This window comes from Flavobacterium sp. UBA7682 (assembly GCF_002482945.1).
Taxonomy (GTDB): Bacteria; Bacteroidota; Bacteroidia; order Flavobacteriales; family Flavobacteriaceae; genus Flavobacterium.
Window position 1 is genome coordinate 66139 of sequence record NZ_DLGY01000018.1, and the last position, 20452, is coordinate 86590.

General features: G+C 34.7%; 19 protein-coding genes. 17 read left to right on the top strand and 2 right to left on the bottom strand.

Going from position 1 to position 20452, the window contains the following annotated elements; genetic code table 11:
- The first annotated feature begins 23 nt into the window (after positions 1-23).
- The 4 genes from B3C16_RS04060 to B3C16_RS04075 all read left to right on the top strand — a co-directional run bounded on the left by B3C16_RS04060 (position 24) and on the right by B3C16_RS04075 (position 5768).
- Positions 24-956 (top strand): PorP/SprF family type IX secretion system membrane protein, encoded by a 933-nt coding sequence (locus tag B3C16_RS04060; RefSeq protein WP_291129065.1) that lies wholly within the window; start codon positions 24-26, stop codon positions 954-956.
- Between the two features lie 12 nt (positions 957-968).
- On the top strand, positions 969-2903 hold the full coding sequence (locus tag B3C16_RS04065) for an OmpA family protein (protein WP_291129066.1): 1935 nt from the start codon (positions 969-971) through the stop codon (positions 2901-2903).
- Positions 2904-3017: 114 nt separating this feature from the next.
- On the top strand, positions 3018-5015 hold the full coding sequence (gene ligA / locus B3C16_RS04070; protein ID WP_291129068.1) for an NAD-dependent DNA ligase LigA: 1998 nt from the start codon (positions 3018-3020) through the stop codon (positions 5013-5015).
- Positions 5016-5084: 69 nt separating this feature from the next.
- On the top strand, positions 5085-5768 hold the full coding sequence (locus B3C16_RS04075) for a hypothetical protein (protein ID WP_121313605.1): 684 nt from the start codon (positions 5085-5087) through the stop codon (positions 5766-5768).
- On the opposite strand, the gene B3C16_RS04080 is transcribed toward B3C16_RS04075, so the two are convergent.
- Together B3C16_RS04080 and B3C16_RS04085 are read right to left on the bottom strand one after the other, a co-directional pair.
- Positions 5754-6668 (bottom strand): bifunctional metallophosphatase/5'-nucleotidase, encoded by a 915-nt coding sequence (locus tag B3C16_RS04080; RefSeq protein WP_291129070.1) that lies wholly within the window; start codon positions 6666-6668, stop codon positions 5754-5756. The two genes, B3C16_RS04075 and B3C16_RS04080, sit on opposite strands and share 15 nt — an antisense overlap.
- A 1-nt stretch (position 6669) precedes the next feature.
- Complete coding sequence (locus B3C16_RS04085) at positions 6670-7449, bottom strand: 5'-nucleotidase C-terminal domain-containing protein (RefSeq protein ID WP_121313607.1); 780 nt, start codon at positions 7447-7449, stop codon at positions 6670-6672.
- Positions 7450-7497: 48 nt separating this feature from the next.
- Here B3C16_RS04085 and B3C16_RS04090 point away from each other — a divergent pair, with 48 nt between their 5' ends.
- The 13 genes from B3C16_RS04090 to coaE all read left to right on the top strand — a co-directional run bounded on the left by B3C16_RS04090 (position 7498) and on the right by coaE (position 20429).
- Positions 7498-8016 carry a DUF6913 domain-containing protein gene (locus B3C16_RS04090; RefSeq protein ID WP_121313608.1) on the top strand — a complete coding sequence of 173 codons (519 nt, stop codon included), beginning with the start codon at positions 7498-7500 and terminating at the stop codon, positions 8014-8016.
- Between the two features lies 1 nt (position 8017).
- A complete protein-coding gene (gene dapA, locus B3C16_RS04095; RefSeq protein ID WP_121313609.1) occupies positions 8018-8902 on the top strand; it encodes a 4-hydroxy-tetrahydrodipicolinate synthase in 885 nt (294 codons plus the stop codon).
- A 109-nt stretch (positions 8903-9011) separates the two neighbouring features.
- The gene (locus tag B3C16_RS04100; RefSeq protein WP_121315042.1) at positions 9012-9806 is read left to right on the top strand and encodes an outer membrane protein assembly factor BamD; all 795 of its coding nucleotides are present in this window, start codon (positions 9012-9014) and stop codon (positions 9804-9806) included.
- 7 nt (positions 9807-9813) lie between these two features.
- The gene (locus B3C16_RS04105) at positions 9814-10134 is read left to right on the top strand and encodes a DNA-directed RNA polymerase subunit omega (protein WP_121313610.1); all 321 of its coding nucleotides are present in this window, start codon (positions 9814-9816) and stop codon (positions 10132-10134) included.
- 5 nt (positions 10135-10139) lie between these two features.
- Positions 10140-11354 carry a bifunctional phosphopantothenoylcysteine decarboxylase/phosphopantothenate--cysteine ligase CoaBC gene (gene coaBC / locus B3C16_RS04110; protein WP_291129078.1) on the top strand — a complete coding sequence of 405 codons (1215 nt, stop codon included), beginning with the start codon at positions 10140-10142 and terminating at the stop codon, positions 11352-11354.
- A 72-nt stretch (positions 11355-11426) separates the two neighbouring features.
- On the top strand, positions 11427-12314 hold the full coding sequence (locus B3C16_RS04115) for a DUF4835 family protein (RefSeq protein WP_121313612.1): 888 nt from the start codon (positions 11427-11429) through the stop codon (positions 12312-12314).
- Positions 12315-12355: 41 nt separating this feature from the next.
- Positions 12356-14008 carry a DNA repair protein RecN gene (gene recN / locus B3C16_RS04120; protein ID WP_291129083.1) on the top strand — a complete coding sequence of 551 codons (1653 nt, stop codon included), beginning with the start codon at positions 12356-12358 and terminating at the stop codon, positions 14006-14008.
- A gap of 66 nt (positions 14009-14074) precedes the next feature.
- A complete protein-coding gene (gene fabV, locus B3C16_RS04125; RefSeq protein WP_121313614.1) occupies positions 14075-15268 on the top strand; it encodes an enoyl-ACP reductase FabV in 1194 nt (397 codons plus the stop codon).
- A gap of 104 nt (positions 15269-15372) precedes the next feature.
- Positions 15373-15579 (top strand): hypothetical protein, encoded by a 207-nt coding sequence (locus B3C16_RS04130; RefSeq protein ID WP_147406840.1) that lies wholly within the window; start codon positions 15373-15375, stop codon positions 15577-15579.
- On the top strand, positions 15542-16027 hold the full coding sequence (locus B3C16_RS04135) for a T9SS type A sorting domain-containing protein (protein WP_291129087.1): 486 nt from the start codon (positions 15542-15544) through the stop codon (positions 16025-16027). Before B3C16_RS04130 ends, B3C16_RS04135 begins: the two co-directional genes overlap by 38 nt.
- Positions 16028-16130: 103 nt before the next feature.
- Complete coding sequence (locus tag B3C16_RS04140; protein ID WP_291129090.1) at positions 16131-18722, top strand: T9SS type A sorting domain-containing protein; 2592 nt, start codon at positions 16131-16133, stop codon at positions 18720-18722.
- Positions 18723-18843: 121 nt separating this feature from the next.
- Entirely contained in the window at positions 18844-19848 is a 1005-nt protein-coding gene (locus B3C16_RS04145) for a glycosyltransferase (RefSeq protein WP_121313618.1), read from the top strand.
- Positions 19845-20429 carry a dephospho-CoA kinase gene (gene coaE, locus B3C16_RS04150; protein ID WP_121313619.1) on the top strand — a complete coding sequence of 195 codons (585 nt, stop codon included), beginning with the start codon at positions 19845-19847 and terminating at the stop codon, positions 20427-20429. Before B3C16_RS04145 ends, coaE begins: the two co-directional genes overlap by 4 nt.
- Positions 20430-20452 lie beyond the last annotated feature (23 nt).

A 20452-nucleotide genomic window follows, 5' to 3' on the forward strand; every position in this document is an offset into this window, starting at 1 on the left:
TTATTAAACTAAATAGAAAAAGTATGAAACCATATATAAGAATTCATAAAGTACACTTTTTATTGCTGTACATCCTTTGTCCTTTTATCATAAAGGCACAACAAGACCCCGAATATACACAGTACATGTATAACACAATGAGCGTAAACTCAGCTTATGCAGGATCGACAGGTTCATTGGAAGCCGTTCTTCTACACCGTTCTCAATGGGTTGGTATCGATGGCGCACCACAGACTCAAGCCTTCGCCATTCATTCTCCCATGCGAAATGATAAAGTGGGTTTAGGGTTTAGTATTGTGAATGACAAACTAGGACCTTCAAACGAATTGTACATCGATGGAAACTTCTCCTATAGTATTGCCTTTCCGAATGAAAGAAAATTGGCGTTTGGTCTTAAAGCCGGTATGAGAGTGTTGAACGTCGATTGGACAAGAGGAAGATACAATGATCCAATTGATGTTTTGCTGAATCAAAATATCGACAACAAAATGAAACCTTCAATAGGCGCCGGATTGTATTTCTACAGTGACAAATGGTATATCGGCGCTTCAGTTCCAAGTTTTATCAGAGGTGATTATTATGATGATGTGGAAGAAGCTATTGATTACGACCGACTTCACTATTATTTTATCGGAGGTTATGTTTTTAATTTCTCAGACAATCTAAAATTCAAACCCGCCTACATGTTAAAAGCAGTTAGTGGTGCACCGATGTCAATGGATATTTCGGCTAATTTCTTAATTCAAGAGAAATTTACAGTAGGCGTTTCATATCGTTTGGACGATTCGGTTAGTGGGTTGGCTGGTTTTCAAATTTCTAATAGTTTGTACATCGGTTACGCCTATGATTATACTGTAACCAATTTGAATAAGTACAACGATGGTTCACACGAGGTCATTCTTCGTTATCAATTGCAAAAGAAATCCCAACAAATAAAATCTCCAAGATTTTTCTAAAACCCTGAAATCATGAAAAAAATATATCTACTAATTATGTTCTTTTGTTTGGCATCAGGTTTTGCGCAAACGAAATTGAAGAAAGCAGACCAACTTTTTAAGACCATGGCTTATGTTGAAGCCGCAAAAGCTTATGAAGAGTATCTGAAGAATGTTGAAAAACCGGGAACGCAAACGCTAAAAAATGCTGCTGATTCCTATTATTTCACAGACGACAACAGAAATGCACTTAAATGGTATCAAAAACTTTATGATATCCAAGGTCAGACGATTTCTGACAGCTATTTTCTCCGCTATATTCAGTCTTTGAAAGGGGTAATGGATTATGAGAAAGCAGATAAACTAACCCGTGAATTTTTGAATAAAAAAGGCGATGAAAAAGAAATAGCTCGCTTTGTAAATCAAAAACGTCAAATGGACAGTGTAGCTAAAGCCAAACCGCTTTACACCGTAAAAAATCTCGACATCAATACCAATAAGTCTGATTTTGGAACCGCTTTTTATGGTGAAAAAATTGTTTTTGCTTCGAGTAAAGACACTACAAATCATGGTGAAAAACTATACAGTTGGAACAAGCAACCTTTCTTAAACTTGTATTTGGCCGAAAGAAATACCGCAGATGGAAGTTTGTTTAATGAATCACTATTTTTACCTAATGTGATGACCAAATACCATGAAGCCACTGCTACATTTAGCCCGGATTGGAAAACAGTTTATTACACGACTAACATTGTGAAAGATAAAAAACTGATTATCGACCAATCCAGAACTAATAATTTCCAAATTATCAGAGGTAGAATTGAAGAAGAAAAACTAGTAAAAACCGAAAAATTGTTCTTCAATAGCGATAAGTATTCTGTTGGTCATCCATCTTTAAGTGAAGACGGAAAATGGTTGTTTTTTGCTTCAGATATGCCTGGTGGTTTAGGGGAAACCGATTTGTATGTTGTCCAAATTGCCGAAGACGGAACGATGACTACACCTCAAAATTTAGGACCAACGGTAAATACTATCGGAAACGAATTGTTTCCTTATTTCCGAAACGGTACTCTGTATTTTTCTTCCGATGGTCATTATGGTTGGGGTGATTTAGATGTTTATGAAAGCAAATTTTCTGGTGGACTAAATTTCTCGGTACCAAGAAATCTTGGTGCTCCGATAAATAGCAACAAAGACGATTTTGCTTATATAGTAGACGCGACGGATACTTTTGGTTATGTTTCTTCGAACAGAGCTTTAGGAAAAGGTGATGATGATATCTATTATTTTACCAAAGTAAAGCCGGAATGTGACCAATTGATTTCTGGAAAAGTAATCAACTCAAAATCCAAATGGGTCATAGATAACGCGACACTAATCGCTTATGACGCTTTTGGCAAAGCCATAAACCAAGCGAAGACTGATGCAAATGGCGCTTATGTAATCAAATTGCCTTGTGGAAAGAAAATCAAATTGATCGCTTCTAAACCAAACCACAGCAGTGAAGAAAGAACCATTGAAACTACCAAAACGAATTTGGCGGAGGTTAAAGACATTAACTTTGAATTGAGCAAATTTGAAGATTTAATCGTTAAAGAAAAAGGACAGGAAAAAATTGATGTAAATCCAATCTTCTTTAATTATGATAAATATGATGTTACACCTCAAGCAATAGTAGAATTAGATAAAGTGGTTTTTGTAATGCAAAAATTCCCGAATGTAAAAATCAAAATTGAATCCCATACCGATTCAAGAGGGAAAGATGCTTATAATATGACCTTGTCTGACAACAGAGCCAAGTCAACTCAGGCTTACATTATTTCTAAAGGAATTGATGCTTCCCGAATTGAAAGTGCTATTGGTTTCGGAGAAAGTCGCTTGACCAACAAATGTAGTAATGGTGTGAAATGTACTGAAGAGCAACATTTTAAAAATCGTCGTTCCGATTTTATCATTATCCAAAAATAATCCCCAAAAAATTATGGCAAAAAACCACTTCGTAAGGAGTGGTTTTTTTGTTTTTAATCCTAATTTTGAAATAGAATTATTATTTTTAGCGGAAGCAAATTACCAATCAATTTTATGGATATTCAAACTATCATTCAGGATTTACGAGACGAACTCAACCAACACAATCACAACTATTATGTGTTAGACCATCCAACGATTTCCGATTTTGAATTTGACCAAAAACTGAAACAGCTTCAAGAGTTAGAAAACCAATATCCTGAATTTTTTGACGAAAACTCGCCATCGCAACGGGTTGGCGGAACAATTACCAAAAATTTTCAAACAGTAGTTCACGATTACCGAATGTATTCTTTGGACAATTCTTATTCTACAGAAGATTTAGTCGATTGGGAAACCAGAATCCAAAAGGTGCTAGGCAATGTACCGTTGCAATATACTTGCGAATTAAAATATGATGGTGCCTCGATTTCGATTACTTACGAAAACGGAAAGCTAAAGCGTGCCGTTACTCGCGGCGATGGCTTTCAAGGCGATGATGTGACTAATAATATCAAAACAATTAAGTCGATTCCGTTAAAATTGAAAGGCAGTTTTCCCGACCGATTTGACATTCGTGGCGAAATCATTTTGCCGTTTGAAGGTTTCGAAAAAATGAACCAAGAACTGATTGAAATAGGTGAGACACCTTATTCCAATCCAAGAAATACGGCTTCCGGAAGTTTAAAATTACAAGACAGTAGTGAAGTGGCAAAACGCCCATTAGAATGTTTGTTGTATTTTATCGTTGGCAATAATCTCAATATCAAAACTCAATTTGAAGGATTAGCAGCTGCCAGAAATTGGGGTTTTAAAGTCCCGAAAGAAGCACGATTAGCCAATAGTTTAGCCGAAGTTTTCGAGTATATCAATTATTGGGACGAACACCGACACCATTTGCCTTATGAAACCGATGGCGTTGTAATTAAAGTCAATAGTTTCCAACACCAAGATGAATTAGGGTATACCGCCAAATCGCCTCGTTGGGCAATGGCTTATAAATTCAAAGCCGAACAAGTTTCTACCAAATTAAATTCGATTTCGTATCAAGTGGGAAGAACCGGTTCGATTACACCTGTGGCCAATTTGGAACCGGTACAATTGGCGGGAACGATAGTTAAACGGGCGTCTTTACACAATGCCGACCAAATTGAAAAACTCGACATCAGAGTAGGCGATACCGTTTTTGTAGAAAAAGGAGGCGAAATTATTCCGAAAATTATTGCGGTTGATTTGGCTAAAAGAAGCGCTGACTCTCAAAGAACACAATATATTTCTCATTGTCCGGAATGCAATTCGGAACTAGTGAGAACTGAAGGTGAAGCCAATCATTATTGTCCTAATTTTTATGGTTGTCCGCCGCAGATTATTGGTAGAATCCAACATTATATTTCGCGCAAAGCGATGGATATTGAAGGTCTTGGCGGAGAAACTGTCGCTTTGTTGTTCAATAATAATTTGGTTAAAGATTACGCTGATCTCTATGAATTGACTGTTGACCAAATTTTACCCTTGGAACGTATGGCGCAAAAATCAGCGGAGAACTTAGTCAATGGTGTTCAAAAATCTACAGCAGTTCCGTTTGAAAGGGTTTTGTATGCGATTGGAATTCGGTATGTAGGAGAAACGGTTGCCAAGAAATTAGCGAAACATTATAAATCGATTGATGCGCTTCAAAAGGCTTCTTTATTGGATTTAATTTTGGTAGATGAAATAGGAGAGAAGATTGCCCAAAGTGTTATTGAATTCTTTGAAAATGAAGAAAATGTGAAAATTATTGAGCGTTTGAAACAGTTTGGTGTACAATTGGAACTTATTGAAAAGCACAATCCCAATGCAACAGACAAATTATCAGGCAAAACTTTTGTGGTTTCCGGCGTCTTTGAAAAATTTTCCCGTGATGATTTGAAAAAAGCTATCGAAGATAACGGTGGCAAAGTGGGCAGTTCAATTTCGGCAAAGACTGATTTTGTGGTGGCTGGTGATAATATGGGGCCGGCCAAATTAGAGAAAGCCAATCAATTAAAAGTACCAATCATTTCTGAAGATGATTTTTTAGTCATGCTATCTTAAAACTTTAAACCAAAAGAATCATTTTGTATTATAATTTGTGTTAACTTTAGTATTCCTAAGCGATTTTCTATGGTTAGAAAAGACAATATATTAAAGTCATTAACCTTTGGCTATTTTATCATAGCATTCTTTGAAGTTATTTCAGAATACTTTGCCTATACACCATTTATTTGTTCGCTAAAACCGCTGATTCCTTTACTTTTGGTGGTAATTTATCTTATAAGTTCTAGCAGAAAAAATCCAATTTTTGTCATCGTATTATTATTTTCAATGGTGGTGAACATATTGTTTATACCAAGTACACCAATGTGTCTTTATTATGCTTTGATAATCTTTACACTGCATCGTATTGTAATCATTTATCTTGTATTTTCTTTGCAAAAAGTAAAAGATTTTATTCCAATGATCATTGCAACATTGCCTTTTTTGCTTATTTTCTTTTACTTATTTATTGAAACCAATGACATTCCGGAGAATAGTTTTTATTTGTTGATGTTGCAAAACATCTTAATTTCAGTATTTGCAGGTGTTGCCCTTTCGAGTTATGTAATGAATGATAACAAGCAAAACTCAGTTTTATTAATATCGGTTTTGCTGTTTGTAATGTTGCAGTTTTCGGTTTTTATAGAAAAGTACTTTTTAGTCAATGAGTTTCAAAAGTTACTCCGACCTTTAGCTATGACCTTTAATGCATTAGCTTTCTTCTCGTTTTATAAATATGTAATGATTGCAGAAAAATCAAACAATAATTGATTTTCCTTGGGTTGTAACTGATTTTGAGTCTTCAAGATAGAAATCGATTCGCCCCAAATTAATCCCATAACAACCGACTTGATTCACCAAAACATCTTTGCCTTCAGCATTTTTCAAAACCGTGGGCTTGTCTAAGAAAGTATGCGTATGTCCGCCGATAATTAAGTCAATGTCTTTGGTTAATGTTGCCAATTTGGTGTCACAAATTTTATCAGGCTCGTTTTTGTATTGGTAACCAATGTGAGAAAGACAAATCACCAAATCACATTTTTGTTCTTGTTTTAAAATGCGTGACATGTCTTGAGCAACGGTTAACGGATCATTGTAAACGGTTTCTTTGTAATTCTTCTTATCAACCAAACCTTCCAAACTGATTCCAAGTCCGAACACGCCAACTTTGATCCCATCTTTGTTAAAAATCTTATAAGGCTTAACCTGACCGTTCATCACGGTGTTTTTGAAATCATAATTGGCAGAAACAAATTCAAAATTTGCATTGGGTAATTGGGCATATAAACCGTCAATTCCATTGTCAAAATCGTGGTTGCCTATTGTTGCCAAATCATATTTCATCATGCTCATGAGCTTGAATTCCAATTCTCCGCCGTAGTAGTTGAAATAAGGCGTTCCTTGAAAAATATCTCCGGCATCTAATAAGAGCACATTCGGATTTTCTCTTCGAATGTTTTCAATCAAAGCCGCTCTTCGGGCAACGCCGCCCATGTTTGGGTTTTTGGGATGATTCGCCGGAAACGGATCAATATAACTATGAACATCGTTAGTATGTAAAACTGTAAGATGCTTAGTGTTCAAAGTCTTGAAACTACTTAGTGAAAGTCCGCCAAGACTTAGCAAAGCCGAACTTGCCGCAGTTTTTTGTATAAAATCTCTTCTTTTCATCTTATAGTTCTTTGCTGATTCTGATGTCTTTACTGGCTGTAATCTTTTTGTTTTCCTTGAAATAATCGATAATGATATTTCGAAGTTTATAATCTAGGTCATATTTTTCAACCCCTTTTTTGAAGAAAAGCATGTTGTCTCCACCATTGACAAGATAATCTGAAGTCACAACATAATAGATTTTATCATTTTCCAATGCTTTTCCGTTGACCAAAATATTTTTTGGTTGGTTGTCTTTGCCAATGGTAAAAGTTAACCCTTTCAATGGATGCGGTTTTTTTTCGGTGATGATATAATTGACCATTTCTAAGATTTGTTCTCCTTTTAAACCAATAACAAAAGCGCTGTTTTCAAAGGGCATGATTTCGTAAGCATTTCTTGCTGAAACATCGCCTTTTGAAATAATAGTTCTGATACCACCATGATTAAGCAAACAAATGTCGATGGTTTTTTTCTCTCTAAGTTGGAAAATGACATTCGATTTATCAAAAGTAATGTCAGATAAGAAATTACCCATTGGCGTTTGCCATTCGCCCGATTTGTCCATCGTCTCTGGCGCATTGGCTAAAATCAAACTCAAATCTTTATCAATATTATCGCGATAAGGCTTGATAAAGTTTTCAAATTCAATGTCTTCGGTGTTGGTTGAATTAATTGCAATTTCTTTGCCTTCAATTCGAGTGACAGTGTATTTTTTTTCCGCGCAGGAAATAAGACTTGCAAATGTTAATAATAAAACAAAATGTTTTAATACAACGTTATAGTTTTTTAGTTTTACCATCGCTTTTGGCGCTAATTTTAGTAATTTTGTAATTCAAGTAAAAGTAGTATGTTTTTAAATTACTTAAAGGATTTTTCAACAAAAAAAATAGTTAAGAATAGTTTATCAAATGTTAAACATTTGGCTTCGGATAGTGTTATCAAAACTGTTGGGATTATTTTTGATGAAACTTACTTTTATGAAAGAGAAGCCATGGTTCGTGAGCTAATCCAAAACGGAATTGCAGAGAAAGACATTAAAGTATTGGTTTTCAAAAATAAAATTAAAAAAAATGAAGTTTTTGATTATCCTACTTTCAGCCACAAAGATTTAAGTTGGCGTGCTACAGTTGATAAAAAAGAAGTAAAAGATTTTATTGCTGAACCATTCGATTTATTAATCAATTATTACGATACCGAGAAAGTAGCCTTATTATTGGTTTCTCATCAATCAAAAGCAGGTTTTAAAGTTGGCTTCGCTGCTATCGATAAAAGGTTGAATCATTTTATGATCAACACCAATGCCGAAAATTATAAAGTCTTTATGGACGAACTATTTAAATATTTAAAAATTCTAAACAAAATTTAAAATGCAATCATTAATTGGTACGGGAGTTGCCCTTGTTACACCTTTCAAAAAAGATTTTTCAGTAGATGTTGATGCGTTAAAAGCCATCGTTAATTTCCAAGTTGATAACGGAATTGACTATTTAGTTGTTTTAGGAACAACCGCCGAAACAGCAACATTGACAAAGGACGAAAAGGAATTGGTAATAAAGACAATTGTAGAAGCCAATAAAGGAAGATTGCCTTTGGTTTTAGGAGTTGGAAGTAATAATACCAATGAAGTTGTCGCTGAATTAAAATCAAGAGATTTCTCCGATTTCGTGGCGATACTTTCTGTTTCTCCATATTATAACAAACCAACTCAAGAAGGCATTTACCAACATTTTAAAGCGATTGCTGAAGCTTCGCCGCTTCCGATTATTTTGTACAATGTTCCGGGAAGAACAGCTAGTAATATGTTGCCGTCAACAATTATTCGTTTGGCTAATGATTTCAAAAATGTGGTGGCTGTAAAAGAAGCTGCAGGCGATATCGTTCAAGCGATGAAATTGATTCAAGGCAAGCCAAAAGATTTCTTAGTGATTTCAGGTGATGATATGATTACGTTGCCAATGGTTTTAGCCGGAGGCGCAGGCGTTATTTCCGTAATTGCTGAAGGTTTTCCGAAACAATTTTCTGAAATGGTGCATTTAGGTTTGAACAAAAGAGTAGAAGAAGCTTATCAATTGCACTATCTTCTAGCGGATTCAATTGATATGATTTTCGAGCAAGGAAATCCGGCCGGAATTAAAGAAGTGTTTAAGTCATTGGGCTTGTCTGAGAATATAGTTCGTTTACCTTTAGTAAATGCTGATGAAAATTTAGCCAAACGCCTACATGATTTCACCAATAAAATTTCAAAAATGTAATTTTTTCGACTTCGAAAAAAATATTTTGTTGTAAACAATTAATAACTAAATTTGCAGTTGCTTTTTAAGTCACAAAATGTGTTTAAAATCAGCAGCATTAAACATCATAATGAAGAAATTTTTAGCCTTATTTGCCTTTGTAGTATTTTTTTCGTCGTGTAGCGAATACCAAAAAGCATTAAAATCAGAAGATATTGCTGTTAAGTATGAAATGGCAACTAAAATGTATGAAGCCAATAAATATGGTAAAGCCATACGCCTTTTTGAACAAATTGCTCCTGCTTACAAAGGAAAGCCATCAGCTCAAAAGATGTTTTACATGTATTCGCAATCGCTATACAAAACCAATCAATATTATTTAGCCGGTTATCAATTTGAGAGTTTTGCCTCTAGTTTTCCAAAGAGTGAAAAAATAGAAGAAGTATCATTTCTTGGAGCTAAATGTTTTTCAAAACTATCTCCGGTTTACAGTTTGGATCAAATTGATACCTATAAAGCAGTTGAAAAATTACAGAATTTTATAGATGCCTTTCCTGAATCTCAATATTTAACTGAAGCAAATACTATCGCCAAAGCTTTGAGAGAGAAATTGGAGAAAAAAGCCTATGAAAACGCTAAGATTTATAACACCATTTCAGATTATAAAGCTTCCATGGTAGCGTTTGATAATTTTATTATTGAATTTCCGGGTACGCCTTATAAAGAAGCGGCCTTATTTTACAAATTGGATTCAGCCTATAAACTAGCGATTAATAGTGTTCCTGCAAAAATGGAAGAGCGTTTGAATAATGCAAAAGCAGCGTACAATAGTTTAATCAAGCACAAAGCAGATACCAAATACAAATCAGAAGCTGACGAAATGTTGGCCCGAATTGAAACAGATTTAAAACAATTTTCTAAATAAAAAAGTCATGGATTTAAAAAAGACGAATGCACCGGTAAACACAATCACTTACAACAAAACTGTAATTGAAGAGCGCACTGGCAATGTTTACGAGGCAATAACAATAATGGCTAAAAGAGCAAACCAAATCAATTCTGAAATTAAAAAAGAATTAACTGAGAAATTAGAAGAGTTTGCTACTTACAACGATAGTCTTGAAGAAATCTTTGAAAACAAAGAACAAATCGAAGTTTCTAAATACTACGAAAAATTACCAAAACCACACGCATTGGCTGTTCAAGAATGGCTTGATGACAAAATTTACTACAGAGATACTACAAAAGACTAATTCAGATGTCTGTTTTAAGCGGTAAAAAGATTTTACTCGGCGTTTCCGGAGGAATTGCCGCCTACAAGACAGCCTCATTAGTCAGATTATTTATAAAAGCCGGTGCTAATGTCCAAGTGGTCATGACACCGGCTTCTAAGGATTTTGTAACACCGTTAACATTATCTACACTTTCCAAAAATCCTATTCATTCTACTTTTTATAATGATGAGGACGAGAATGCCCAATGGAACAATCACGTTGAATTAGGACTTTGGGCCGATTTGATGCTTATTGCTCCTGCTACTGCGAATACACTTTCTAAAATGGCGAATGGCAATTGTGATAATCTTTTAATTGCTGCTTATTTATCGGCTAAATGTCCGGTTTACTTTGCTCCGGCAATGGATTTGGACATGTACAAACATCCTTCAACTATTTCCAGTTTTAATTTGCTGAAACAATTTGGTAACATCATGATTCCTGCTGAAAGTGGAGAATTAGCCAGTGGCTTATCCGGCGAAGGCCGAATGGCTGAACCTGAAAATATTGTTGCCTTTTTAGAAAAGGATTTGGAAAGTAAATTACCGTTAAGAGGTAAAAAAATATTGATTACGGCTGGCCCAACATATGAAGCGATTGATCCTGTTCGATTTATTGGGAATCATTCTTCGGGCAAAATGGGTTTTGATATTGCTAAAAGTGCTGCCCATCTTGGTGCTGAAGTGATTTTAATTTCAGGTCCAACGGATTTAAATGTGCAAAATTCTGCTGTCAATTTGATCCGAGTGACTTCGGCTGAAGAAATGTACGAAGCGTGCCACCAATATTTTAATGATAGTGATGTAGCCATTTGCGCCGCCGCCGTTGCCGATTATAAACCTAAAGTGGTTGCTGATCAAAAAATAAAAAAATCGGAAGCAGCTTTCACCATTGAATTGGAAAAGACCAAAGACATCTTAGCTTCATTGGGACAAATAAAACAAAAGCAATTCTTAATTGGCTTTGCTTTGGAAACTGAAAATGAAATTGAAAATGCAAAGTTGAAAATTCAGAAAAAAAACTTAGATTTGATTGTTTTAAATTCGCTTCAGGATAAAGGCGCTGGTTTTGGTTCGGTTACCAATAAAGTTACTTTTATTGATAAAGATTTTGTGATTGAAGCCATGCCTTTAAAATCTAAAGAAGCTGTTGCGGATGATATAATAAACAAAGTAATTTCTCGTTATAATAAGGATTGATAAATAAAGTCGTTTTAAATGATTTTAGCTGATCAGAATTAAAAGACAGTTGAAAACAATATAAATTTACACATGAAAAAAATAGTTAGTATTCTTTTTTTGTTTTGGGTTGGATTGACTAATGCGCAACAATTGAATTGTTCGGTTCAGGTCAACTCAGATAAAATTGCCAGTACCAATAATCAGATTTTTAGAAATTTAGAAAAATCGATTAATGAGTTTGTCAACAAAACGGATTGGACTGGAGAAAGCTATAAGCAAAACGAAAAGATCAATTGTTCTATGGTCATCACTTTGAACAGTTATGATTCTAACGCTTTTTCAGCGACTATTCAAGTGGAATCTTCCAGACCTATTTTTAATTCTTCTTATTCTTCACCGGTTTTTAACTACAACGACAAAGATTTTGGATTTCGCTATGTAGAATTTGAAAACTTGCTTTTCAATCCGGCTAATTTTGATTCCAATTTAGTGTCTGTTTTAGCATTTTACAGCTACATGATTCTTGGTTTTGATGCCGATACTTACACACTTTACGGTGGAAAACAATGGTTTGATATTGCCCAACAAATTGTAACTGTAGCCCAACAAAGTGGATACAAAGGTTGGAGCCAATCCGATGGAAATCAAAATCGTTTTTTCTTGGCCAATGACATGCTTTCCGGAACTTTTGATGCTTTTAGAGACGTTATGTACCAATACCACAGAGAAGGTTTGGACAACATGACAAAAGATTTGAAATCGTCTAAAGAAAAAATATTAGCCTCTATCACTGCTTTGAGTGCTATATATAAAGTGCGTTCCAATGCGTTTTTGACCAGGGTTTTCTTCGATGCTAAAGTCGATGAAATTGTGTCAATCCTATCCGGCGGACCAAAAGTTCCTATATCGGAAACTATAGAAACATTGAATAAAATTTCACCACTCAATTCAAGTAAATGGGCAACCATCAAGTTATAATTAGTATATTTACTACTTAAACTTTACCACATTTTCTGCAAATGATTACTTCACTTTCAATTGAAAATTTTGCCTTAATTGAAAAATTAAATATTGATTTTTCTAAGGGTTTTTCAATTATAACCGGTGAAACCGGAGCCGGAAAATCAATACTTCTAGGTGCTTTAGGATTGGTTCTCGGTAAAAGAGCCGATTTAACTTCACTGAAAAACAAAGAAGAAAAATGCATCGTTGAAGCCAATTTTGCCATCGGGAAATATGATTTGAAGTCTTTCTTTGAAGCCCATGATTTGGACTATGAAGAAGAAACCATCATTCGGAGGGAAATTTTACCTTCGGGAAAATCGAGAGCTTTTGTAAATGATAGTCCTGTCAATTTACAACAACTGCAAGACTTAAGTTTTTACTTAATCGATGTGCATTCTCAACACCAAACCTTAGAATTGTCTGAAGAAGAATACCAGTTTAAAATCATTGATGCAATTGCGAATAATCAAGAATTCAGAGCGGAATATTCGTCAATTCTAAAACAATACCGTTCGGCTAAAACGGCTTTGGAAACCAAAAAGACAAGTTTGTCAGCCATTTTAAAAGAGAAAGATTATAACGAATTCCTCTTCAACGAATTGCATTCGGCTAATTTAAAAGTTGGTGAACTTGAAGAATTAGAAAAAACTTATGAAGCACTGAATAATGTTGAATTCATCAAAGAAAATCTTTCAGCGCTTTTGGCTTTGGCCAATGAAGACCAATTTGGTTTGTTGAAAAACCTAAAAGAATTCAAATCTATACTTCAAAAAAATACCAGTTTTTCTGCAGAATACGAATCCCTTTTTGAACGCACCAATTCGATTTTAATTGAATTTGATGACATTGTCAAAGAGTTGAATCGCGAATCAGAACTAGTCTTTAATGATCCTGAAAAATTAGAATTAGTCAATCAAAAACTACAACTGATTTACAGTTTGCAAAAGAAGCATCAAGTGTTGACGGTGGAAGAATTGATTGATATTCAAAATGACTTGGAAAGCAAAGTGGTTTCGGTAGTGACTTTAGAAGAAGAAATCAGTAAACTTGAAAATGGCATTAAAGATTTTGAAAATCAATTGGATTCGATTGCGACTAAAATCAGCCACAGTAGGAGTGAAGCGATACCAAATCTCAGCAACAAACTGATTGAAATCTTGAATTTATTAGGCATGCCAAATGTTCGATTTAAGATTAATGTTGTAGTTTCGGACACCTATTATAATAATGGAAAAGACAGTTTGCAGTTTTTGTTCTCTGCCAATAAAGGAACTGATTTTGGCTTATTGAAAAAAGTCGCTTCCGGTGGTGAAATGTCGAGAATTATGTTGGCTGTAAAATCGATTTTGTCTCAATATTCCAAATTACCAACCATTATTTTTGATGAAATTGATACCGGAGTTTCGGGTGAAATTGCCAATAAAATGGGTGAGATTATGCGCGAAATGAGCCAAACTATGCAGGTTTTTGCGATTACGCATTTGCCACAAATAGCAGCCAAAGGCAACACTCATTATAAGGTTTTCAAAACGGTTTTAGGTGAAAATACGGTTTCCGAATTGAAATTGTTAACCAATGACGAACGAATCATTGAAATTGCAGAAATGCTTTCCGGTAAAGATATTTCAGATTCGGCATTGAATCATGCCAAAGCATTACTAAACTAACCGTTTTAATTTATTAATTTTGTACTACTTTAATTTAAATATACAGACAACTTAATTTCATAGAATATGATTATAGAACCAAGAATGCGCGGGTTTATTTGTTTAACAGCTCACCCGGACGGATGTGCACAAAGTGTTAAAAACCAAATCAATTATGTAAAATCTAAAGGAACCATTGATGGTGCTAAAAAAGTTTTAGTGATTGGTGCTTCAACCGGTTTCGGATTGGCTTCAAGAATTACCAGTGCTTTTGGTTCTGATGCTGCAACAATTGGTGTTTTCTTTGAAAAAGAACCTTCTGAAGGAAAAACTGCTACTCCGGGTTGGTACAATACTGCCGCTTTTGAACAAGAAGCTCAAAAAGCAGGTTTGTATGCCAAAAGTATCAATGGTGATGCTTTTTCAAATGAGATTAAGCAACAAACAATTGATTTAATCAAAGCTGATTTAGGTCAGGTTGATATGATTATTTACAGTTTGGCATCACCTGTTCGAATGCATCCCGTAACTGGAGTTTTACATCGTTCAACGTTGAAACCGATTGGTAACACCTTTACCAATAAAACAGTAGATTTCCACACCGGAAATGTAACCCAAGTTACTATTGAGCCTGCGAACCAAGACGATATTGACAATACAGTTGTGGTTATGGGCGGTGAAGATTGGTCAATGTGGATGGAAGCGCTTTCTAATGCCGGTGTTTTAGCGAAAGGAGTTACTACGATTGCTTATTCTTATATTGGACCTGAAGTGACGGAAGCGGTTTATAGAAAAGGAACTATAGGAAGAGCCAAAGATCATTTAGAAGCTACAGCTTTTGAAATTACTGACAGTTTAAAATCGATTGAAGGAAAAGCATATGTTTCGGTGAACAAAGCATTAGTAACACAAGCTAGTTCTGCTATTCCTGTAATTCCATTGTACATTTCTTTATTGTATAAAATAATGAAAGCCGAAGGGGTTCATGAAGGTTGTATCGAACAAATTCAAAGATTATTTTCAGAAAGACTTTACACGGGTTCAACAATACCAACAGATGAAAAAGGCAGAATCAGAATTGATGATTGGGAGATGAGAGAGGATATTCAAGCAAGAATTAAAACTTTATGGGAAACCGCTACTACTGAAAATCTAACCGAAATAGGTGATTTGGCAGGCTATAAACAAGACTTTTTAAACTTGTTTGGTTTTGGTTTCGAGGAAGTGGATTACACTGCAGAAGCAAACGAAATGACGCATATTCCAAGTATAAAAAAATAGGAATTTTTCAGTAAATTAATTAAAAAAACTCACAAAAATTTGTGAGTTTTTTTTAATTAATAGCTATCAACTTTTAATCTAATAATATAAAAAAAATTACCTTATTGCTCTTTGCAATATTAAGTGTGTTTCATGTAAATACTCAAGTAAGTTCCTATTCTTTTTTACAGAGTGATGGTGCTTATACGCTTTTAACCGGTTCGACTGTTTTAGCTACACAAACGGTCGCTAGTGGAACTGCAGCTAGAGCTTTGGATGACGTAAACTACACTGTTGCGCTTCCGTTCTCATTTACAATACTCAATAGTTAATGTTGTTTTAGGACAGACTTTTGTTTTCAACAGTTCTATAGTAACAGATATAATTACTATTAGTGCTGATGGTGGCACAACTGCGTTAGTTTATGGAGCTACACCGGTAACTGCCAATTCAATTTATTATGTAAGAGTTTCAGGTTACGACGTTGATGAAGTTGGTACTTTTTGTTTGAAAGTTTCAAGAAATCAATTATTATCAAATGAAGACTTTAATGATAGTAATTTCACTTACTATCCAAATCCTGTTAAAAACATTTTAAATTTATCTTACAGTCAAGAGGTTTCTGGTGTTGAAATTTATAATTTGTTAGGTCAAAGAGTCAGTGTTAATTCAGTTAATGTTAACCAAGCTCAGATTGATATGTCAAACTTGCCTAGCGCGGCTTACGTAGTTAAAGTTACTGCCAATAACCAAGTAAAAACTGTTAGAGTAATCAAATAATAATATTTTATATTTTGTTTATAATTAAAACCACCTAAAATTTAGGTGGTTTTTCTTTTTTTTCTTATTTTTATCAAATTAACATACAAATAAATAATTATTTATGAAGAAAATTACATTTCTACTATTATCATTGGTCAGTTTTACGGCACTTGCCCAATTTCCGGCACCCTATTGTGGACCATTAACTTTTACCAACAATGTAGAACCAATTACGTTGGTGAATTTTGCAGGAATTAATAACACCAGTTCCGCTTTAGTTGGTGCAAACAATGGCACCACTATCATTGCACATGAAGATTACACAGCCATCACTGGAAATGTGTTTTCTGGAAGTACTTACCCTATTACTTTAAAAGGTAATACAGATGGTAATTATACAACTTATCTCCGTGTTTTTATTGATTGGAATCAAAACAATGATTTCACAGATGCAGGTGAATCATACGATATTGGTACTATTGTCAATTCAACCGGTGCTGATGCAGTAGAACTTGTAGGTAGCATAACTGCACCTGGTAATGCTCTTGCAGGAAACACAAGAATGAGAGTGATAAAGAAATTTGCCGGTTATTCTGATTCCTGTAATACTGTAAACACTGGATGGGGTCAGTCTGAAGATTACACTTTAGTAGTAGCTCTTCCTGCTTGTTTAAGTCCAACAGCTGGTATTGCTACCGTTACTTCTTCTACAACAGCTAATTTAACTTGGACCTCAGGAGGTGCAGCTAACGCTGAAGTTGTTATACAGCCTGCTGGAACAGGGGTTCCTGGAACTCCAGACGATACTGGAGTGAATGTAACAGGAAATACTTATCCGGCTACTTTGTTACTACCACAAACCGCTTATGAATTTTATGTGAGAGATGAGTGTACTCTTGGTTCAAGTTTTAGTACTTGGGCAGGACCGTTTACTTTTAATACGACTCTTGCTCCTAGTTGTGCAGGTAATGTTGCACCAATTGATGGAGCCACTAATGTAGTTCCGGGAACAGTTGATTTTACTTGGACAGCTCCAACAACAGGAGATCCTGCTGTATCCTATGATTTATATTATGGTTTAACACCTGGAAATGCAACTATATTAGTTGGTAATTATTTAACACTTACTACACCAATTAACATCACAGGATTTAATACAACTTTCTATTGGAAAATAGTTCCTAAAAATGTTGGAGGTTCAGCTGTAGGATGTGTAGAATGGAGTTTTACCACTATTCCTGCACCGGGATATTGTTTGAATGCACCAAATGGTCAATGGCCGGGTGCTGCTTATACTCCTGAGACTTGTGATGGTTTAACTGATAATGTTATCACTGCAGCAGGTTATGCTGGAGAATACTCAACAGTTAATGTTGTTTTAGGACAGACTTATGTTTTCAATAGTTCAATAGCTACAGATTTAATTACTATTAGTGCTGATGGTGGTACAACTGCTGCAGCTTATGGGACTACACCGGTAACTTGGGTTTCAACCATTGATGGTCAAATTAGATTTTATACACATGCAGATAATAACTGTGTTGCTAATGCCGATAATAGAACTCGTTCAGTTATTTGTGGTATTCCATCGGCAGCATTACCTGATTATGTGAGTTTACAATGGCCTCCAACAGCAACAATTACTCAAGGTGGAAATGTAACTGTTTATGGACAAGTATACGAAGGAGGACTAACAGACGTTGCTCCAAATATTGATGGACAAGCTCCTGGAATCAATGCTTGGGTTGGATATAGTACTACAAATACGAATCCTAACACTTGGACTGATTGGGTTGTTGCTACTCATAATGCTGGTAATATTGGAAACAATGATGAATATCAGGCTACTATTGGTGCTACATTAGCGCCTGGAACCTATTACTATGCTACACGTTTTAATTTAGATAATGGTGCTTATGTTTATGGTGGTATCAATGCTGATGCTCCAAACAATGGAAGCATTTGGGATGGTGCAACTTTCGGGAATGGTGTCTTAACAGTAACACCTCCACCAGCTCCGGCTAATGACGACTGTTTAGGAGCAACTGTATTAGTTGTAGATGATACATTCTGTAATGGTACTAACACCAATGGTACCAATTTAGGAGCAACAGATTCTGGTGTTGCACTTGCAGTTTGTTTCAATTATGGTGAAAATGATGTGTGGTATTCATTTGTTGCGCCTTCTGATGCGGCTACTGTTGATATTTCTACTGACTTTTTAGGAGGAACTTTATATGATACAGATGTAGCACTTTATTCAGGTACTTGTGGTGCTTTAACTGAGATTGATTGTGATAATGATGGTGGAGTTGTAGTACAACCAAATGGATTTTCATGGAACTCATTAATACTAGATTCACCGGTAACTGCCAATTCAACTTATTATGTAAGAGTTTCAGGCTATAGTGATGTAGCGGTTGGTTCTTTCTGTTTAAGAGTTTCGAAAAACCAATTGTTATCTAATGAAAGTTTTGATAGTTCTAATTTTGAACATTATCCAAATCCGGTTAAGAATGTTTTAAATCTTTCTTATAGCCAAGAAATTTCTAGTGTTGAAGTATACAATTTGCTAGGTCAAAAAATGAGCACTAATACAATTGGAGCTAATTTAGGACAAGTAGATATGACAGGTTTAGCAAGTGGTACTTATTTAGTTAAAGTAACTGCAGCAGATAATCAATCAAAAACTATCAGAGTTATCAAAGAATAGTTTTTACATTTAGTTTTATAATTAAAACCACCTAAATTTTAGGTGGTTTTTCTTTTGTATAAGACTTATCTTTGTTACCCGAGACCGTAAGGTCGAACTGAACAAAGTTAAAATTTAGACCATGTATTTCTCAATTATTATTCCAGTTTATAACAGACCAGATGAAATCAAAGAACTATTAGAGAGTTTATTGATTTCTGATTTTAATAAACCCTATGAGATTGTAATTATTGAAGATGGTTCCACAATTCCTTGCAAAGAAGAAATAGAACATTTTAAAAACAGCTTGAATATTTCTTATTACTTCAAAGAAAACAGTGGTCCTGGTGATTCCAGAAACTTCGGGATGAAAAAGGCCAAGGGCGATTATTTCATCATTTTTGATTCGGATTGTATTATTCCTAAACATTATTTATCCGATGTTGAGAAGGAATTAACTGCAAACTATGTCGATTGTTTTGGAGGTTCAGATGCTGCACTAGACTCTTTTTCTTCTGTACAAAAAGCGATTAATTTTGCGATGACCTCTTTTTTAACGACCGGCGGTATTCGCGGTGGTTCTGAAAAATTAAGTAAGTTCCAACCCAGAAGTTTCAATATGGGAATTTCAAAAAAAGCTTTTGAGACTTCAAATGGATTTGGAAATATTCATCCTGGTGAAGATCCTGATTTGTCTATCAGATTATGGAAATTAGGGTATAATACTAGATTGTTCTCTAAAGCATTTGTCTACCACAAACGCAGAATAGATTGGGATAAGTTTTCGATTCAAGTCAATAAATTTGGAAAAGCCAGACCAATATTAGACAGTTGGTATCCCGAATACAGTAAGCTGACTTTTTTATTCCCAACCTTATTTATTGTAGGTTTTTCGATTGCCATTCTTCTTTTTATTTTTGGAATACCTTTTCCAATACTTTGTTATGCATTCTATTACTTGTTGATTTTTATTACGGCTACAATACAAAGTAAAAGTTTAGAAATAGGTTTCCTATCTGTAGTTGCCGTTAACAAACAGTTCTTTGGTTACGGAAGAGGTTTTTTAGAATCTTACATTAAGATTAAAATCCAAAAACAAAATCCCGAAGAAGCATTTCCTGAATTGTTTTTTAAAGTAAAGTCATGACAAAAATAATAGGATTAACAGGCGGAATAGGTAGTGGAAAGACTACAGTGGCCAATTATATCAAGTCGCTGGGTTTTCCTGTTTATATTGCTGATGAAAAAGCTAAAAAGATAATGGAAACCAAAAATGTCATTGAATTGGTTCAAAATGCTTTTGGTAAAGAGGTCATTGCTGACGGTAAGATTAATAGACAGCAATTGGCTCAATTGGTATTTAATAATCCCGACAAACTTCAAAAACTCAATAATATTGTTCATCCTATCGTTAAACAAAATTTTAATAATTGGGTAAAAAAACATAAAAATCAACCTTTCGTATTTAAAGAAGCTGCTATTTTATTTGAAAGCGGTAGTTATAAATATTGTGATAGTATTATTACAGTTACGGCACCTTTAGAGACTCGATTACAACGAGTTATTGATAGAGATAAAACCAATAAAGAACAAGTTTTAGACCGAATGAAAAATCAGTGGTCCGAAGAAAAAAAGATCGAAAAAAGTGATTATATCATCCACAATATTTCAATGGAAGATACTAAAAATCAAGTGGATAATATTCTTAAAATATTAAAAAATCAATAAAATTATTTCGAGATGTTAATGTT

Coding starts and splice junctions, on each gene's coding strand:
- ligA (WP_291129068.1), top strand. CDS start 3,018: ATGGATATTCAAACTATCATTCAGGATTTACGAGACGAACTCAACCAA.
- B3C16_RS04080 (WP_291129070.1), bottom strand. CDS start 6,668: ATGAAAAGAAGAGATTTTATACAAAAAACTGCGGCAAGTTCGGCTTTG.
- B3C16_RS04060 (WP_291129065.1), top strand. CDS start 24: ATGAAACCATATATAAGAATTCATAAAGTACACTTTTTATTGCTGTAC.
- B3C16_RS04105 (WP_121313610.1), top strand. CDS start 9,814: ATGGATTTAAAAAAGACGAATGCACCGGTAAACACAATCACTTACAAC.
- fabV (WP_121313614.1), top strand. CDS start 14,075: ATGATTATAGAACCAAGAATGCGCGGGTTTATTTGTTTAACAGCTCAC.
- B3C16_RS04075 (WP_121313605.1), top strand. CDS start 5,085: ATGGTTAGAAAAGACAATATATTAAAGTCATTAACCTTTGGCTATTTT.
- B3C16_RS04085 (WP_121313607.1), bottom strand. CDS start 7,449: ATGGTAAAACTAAAAAACTATAACGTTGTATTAAAACATTTTGTTTTA.
- coaBC (WP_291129078.1), top strand. CDS start 10,140: ATGTCTGTTTTAAGCGGTAAAAAGATTTTACTCGGCGTTTCCGGAGGA.
- B3C16_RS04100 (WP_121315042.1), top strand. CDS start 9,012: ATGAAGAAATTTTTAGCCTTATTTGCCTTTGTAGTATTTTTTTCGTCG.
- B3C16_RS04145 (WP_121313618.1), top strand. CDS start 18,844: ATGTATTTCTCAATTATTATTCCAGTTTATAACAGACCAGATGAAATC.
- B3C16_RS04090 (WP_121313608.1), top strand. CDS start 7,498: ATGTTTTTAAATTACTTAAAGGATTTTTCAACAAAAAAAATAGTTAAG.
- B3C16_RS04115 (WP_121313612.1), top strand. CDS start 11,427: ATGAAAAAAATAGTTAGTATTCTTTTTTTGTTTTGGGTTGGATTGACT.
- dapA (WP_121313609.1), top strand. CDS start 8,018: ATGCAATCATTAATTGGTACGGGAGTTGCCCTTGTTACACCTTTCAAA.
- recN (WP_291129083.1), top strand. CDS start 12,356: ATGATTACTTCACTTTCAATTGAAAATTTTGCCTTAATTGAAAAATTA.
- B3C16_RS04065 (WP_291129066.1), top strand. CDS start 969: ATGAAAAAAATATATCTACTAATTATGTTCTTTTGTTTGGCATCAGGT.
- coaE (WP_121313619.1), top strand. CDS start 19,845: ATGACAAAAATAATAGGATTAACAGGCGGAATAGGTAGTGGAAAGACT.
- B3C16_RS04140 (WP_291129090.1), top strand. CDS start 16,131: ATGAAGAAAATTACATTTCTACTATTATCATTGGTCAGTTTTACGGCA.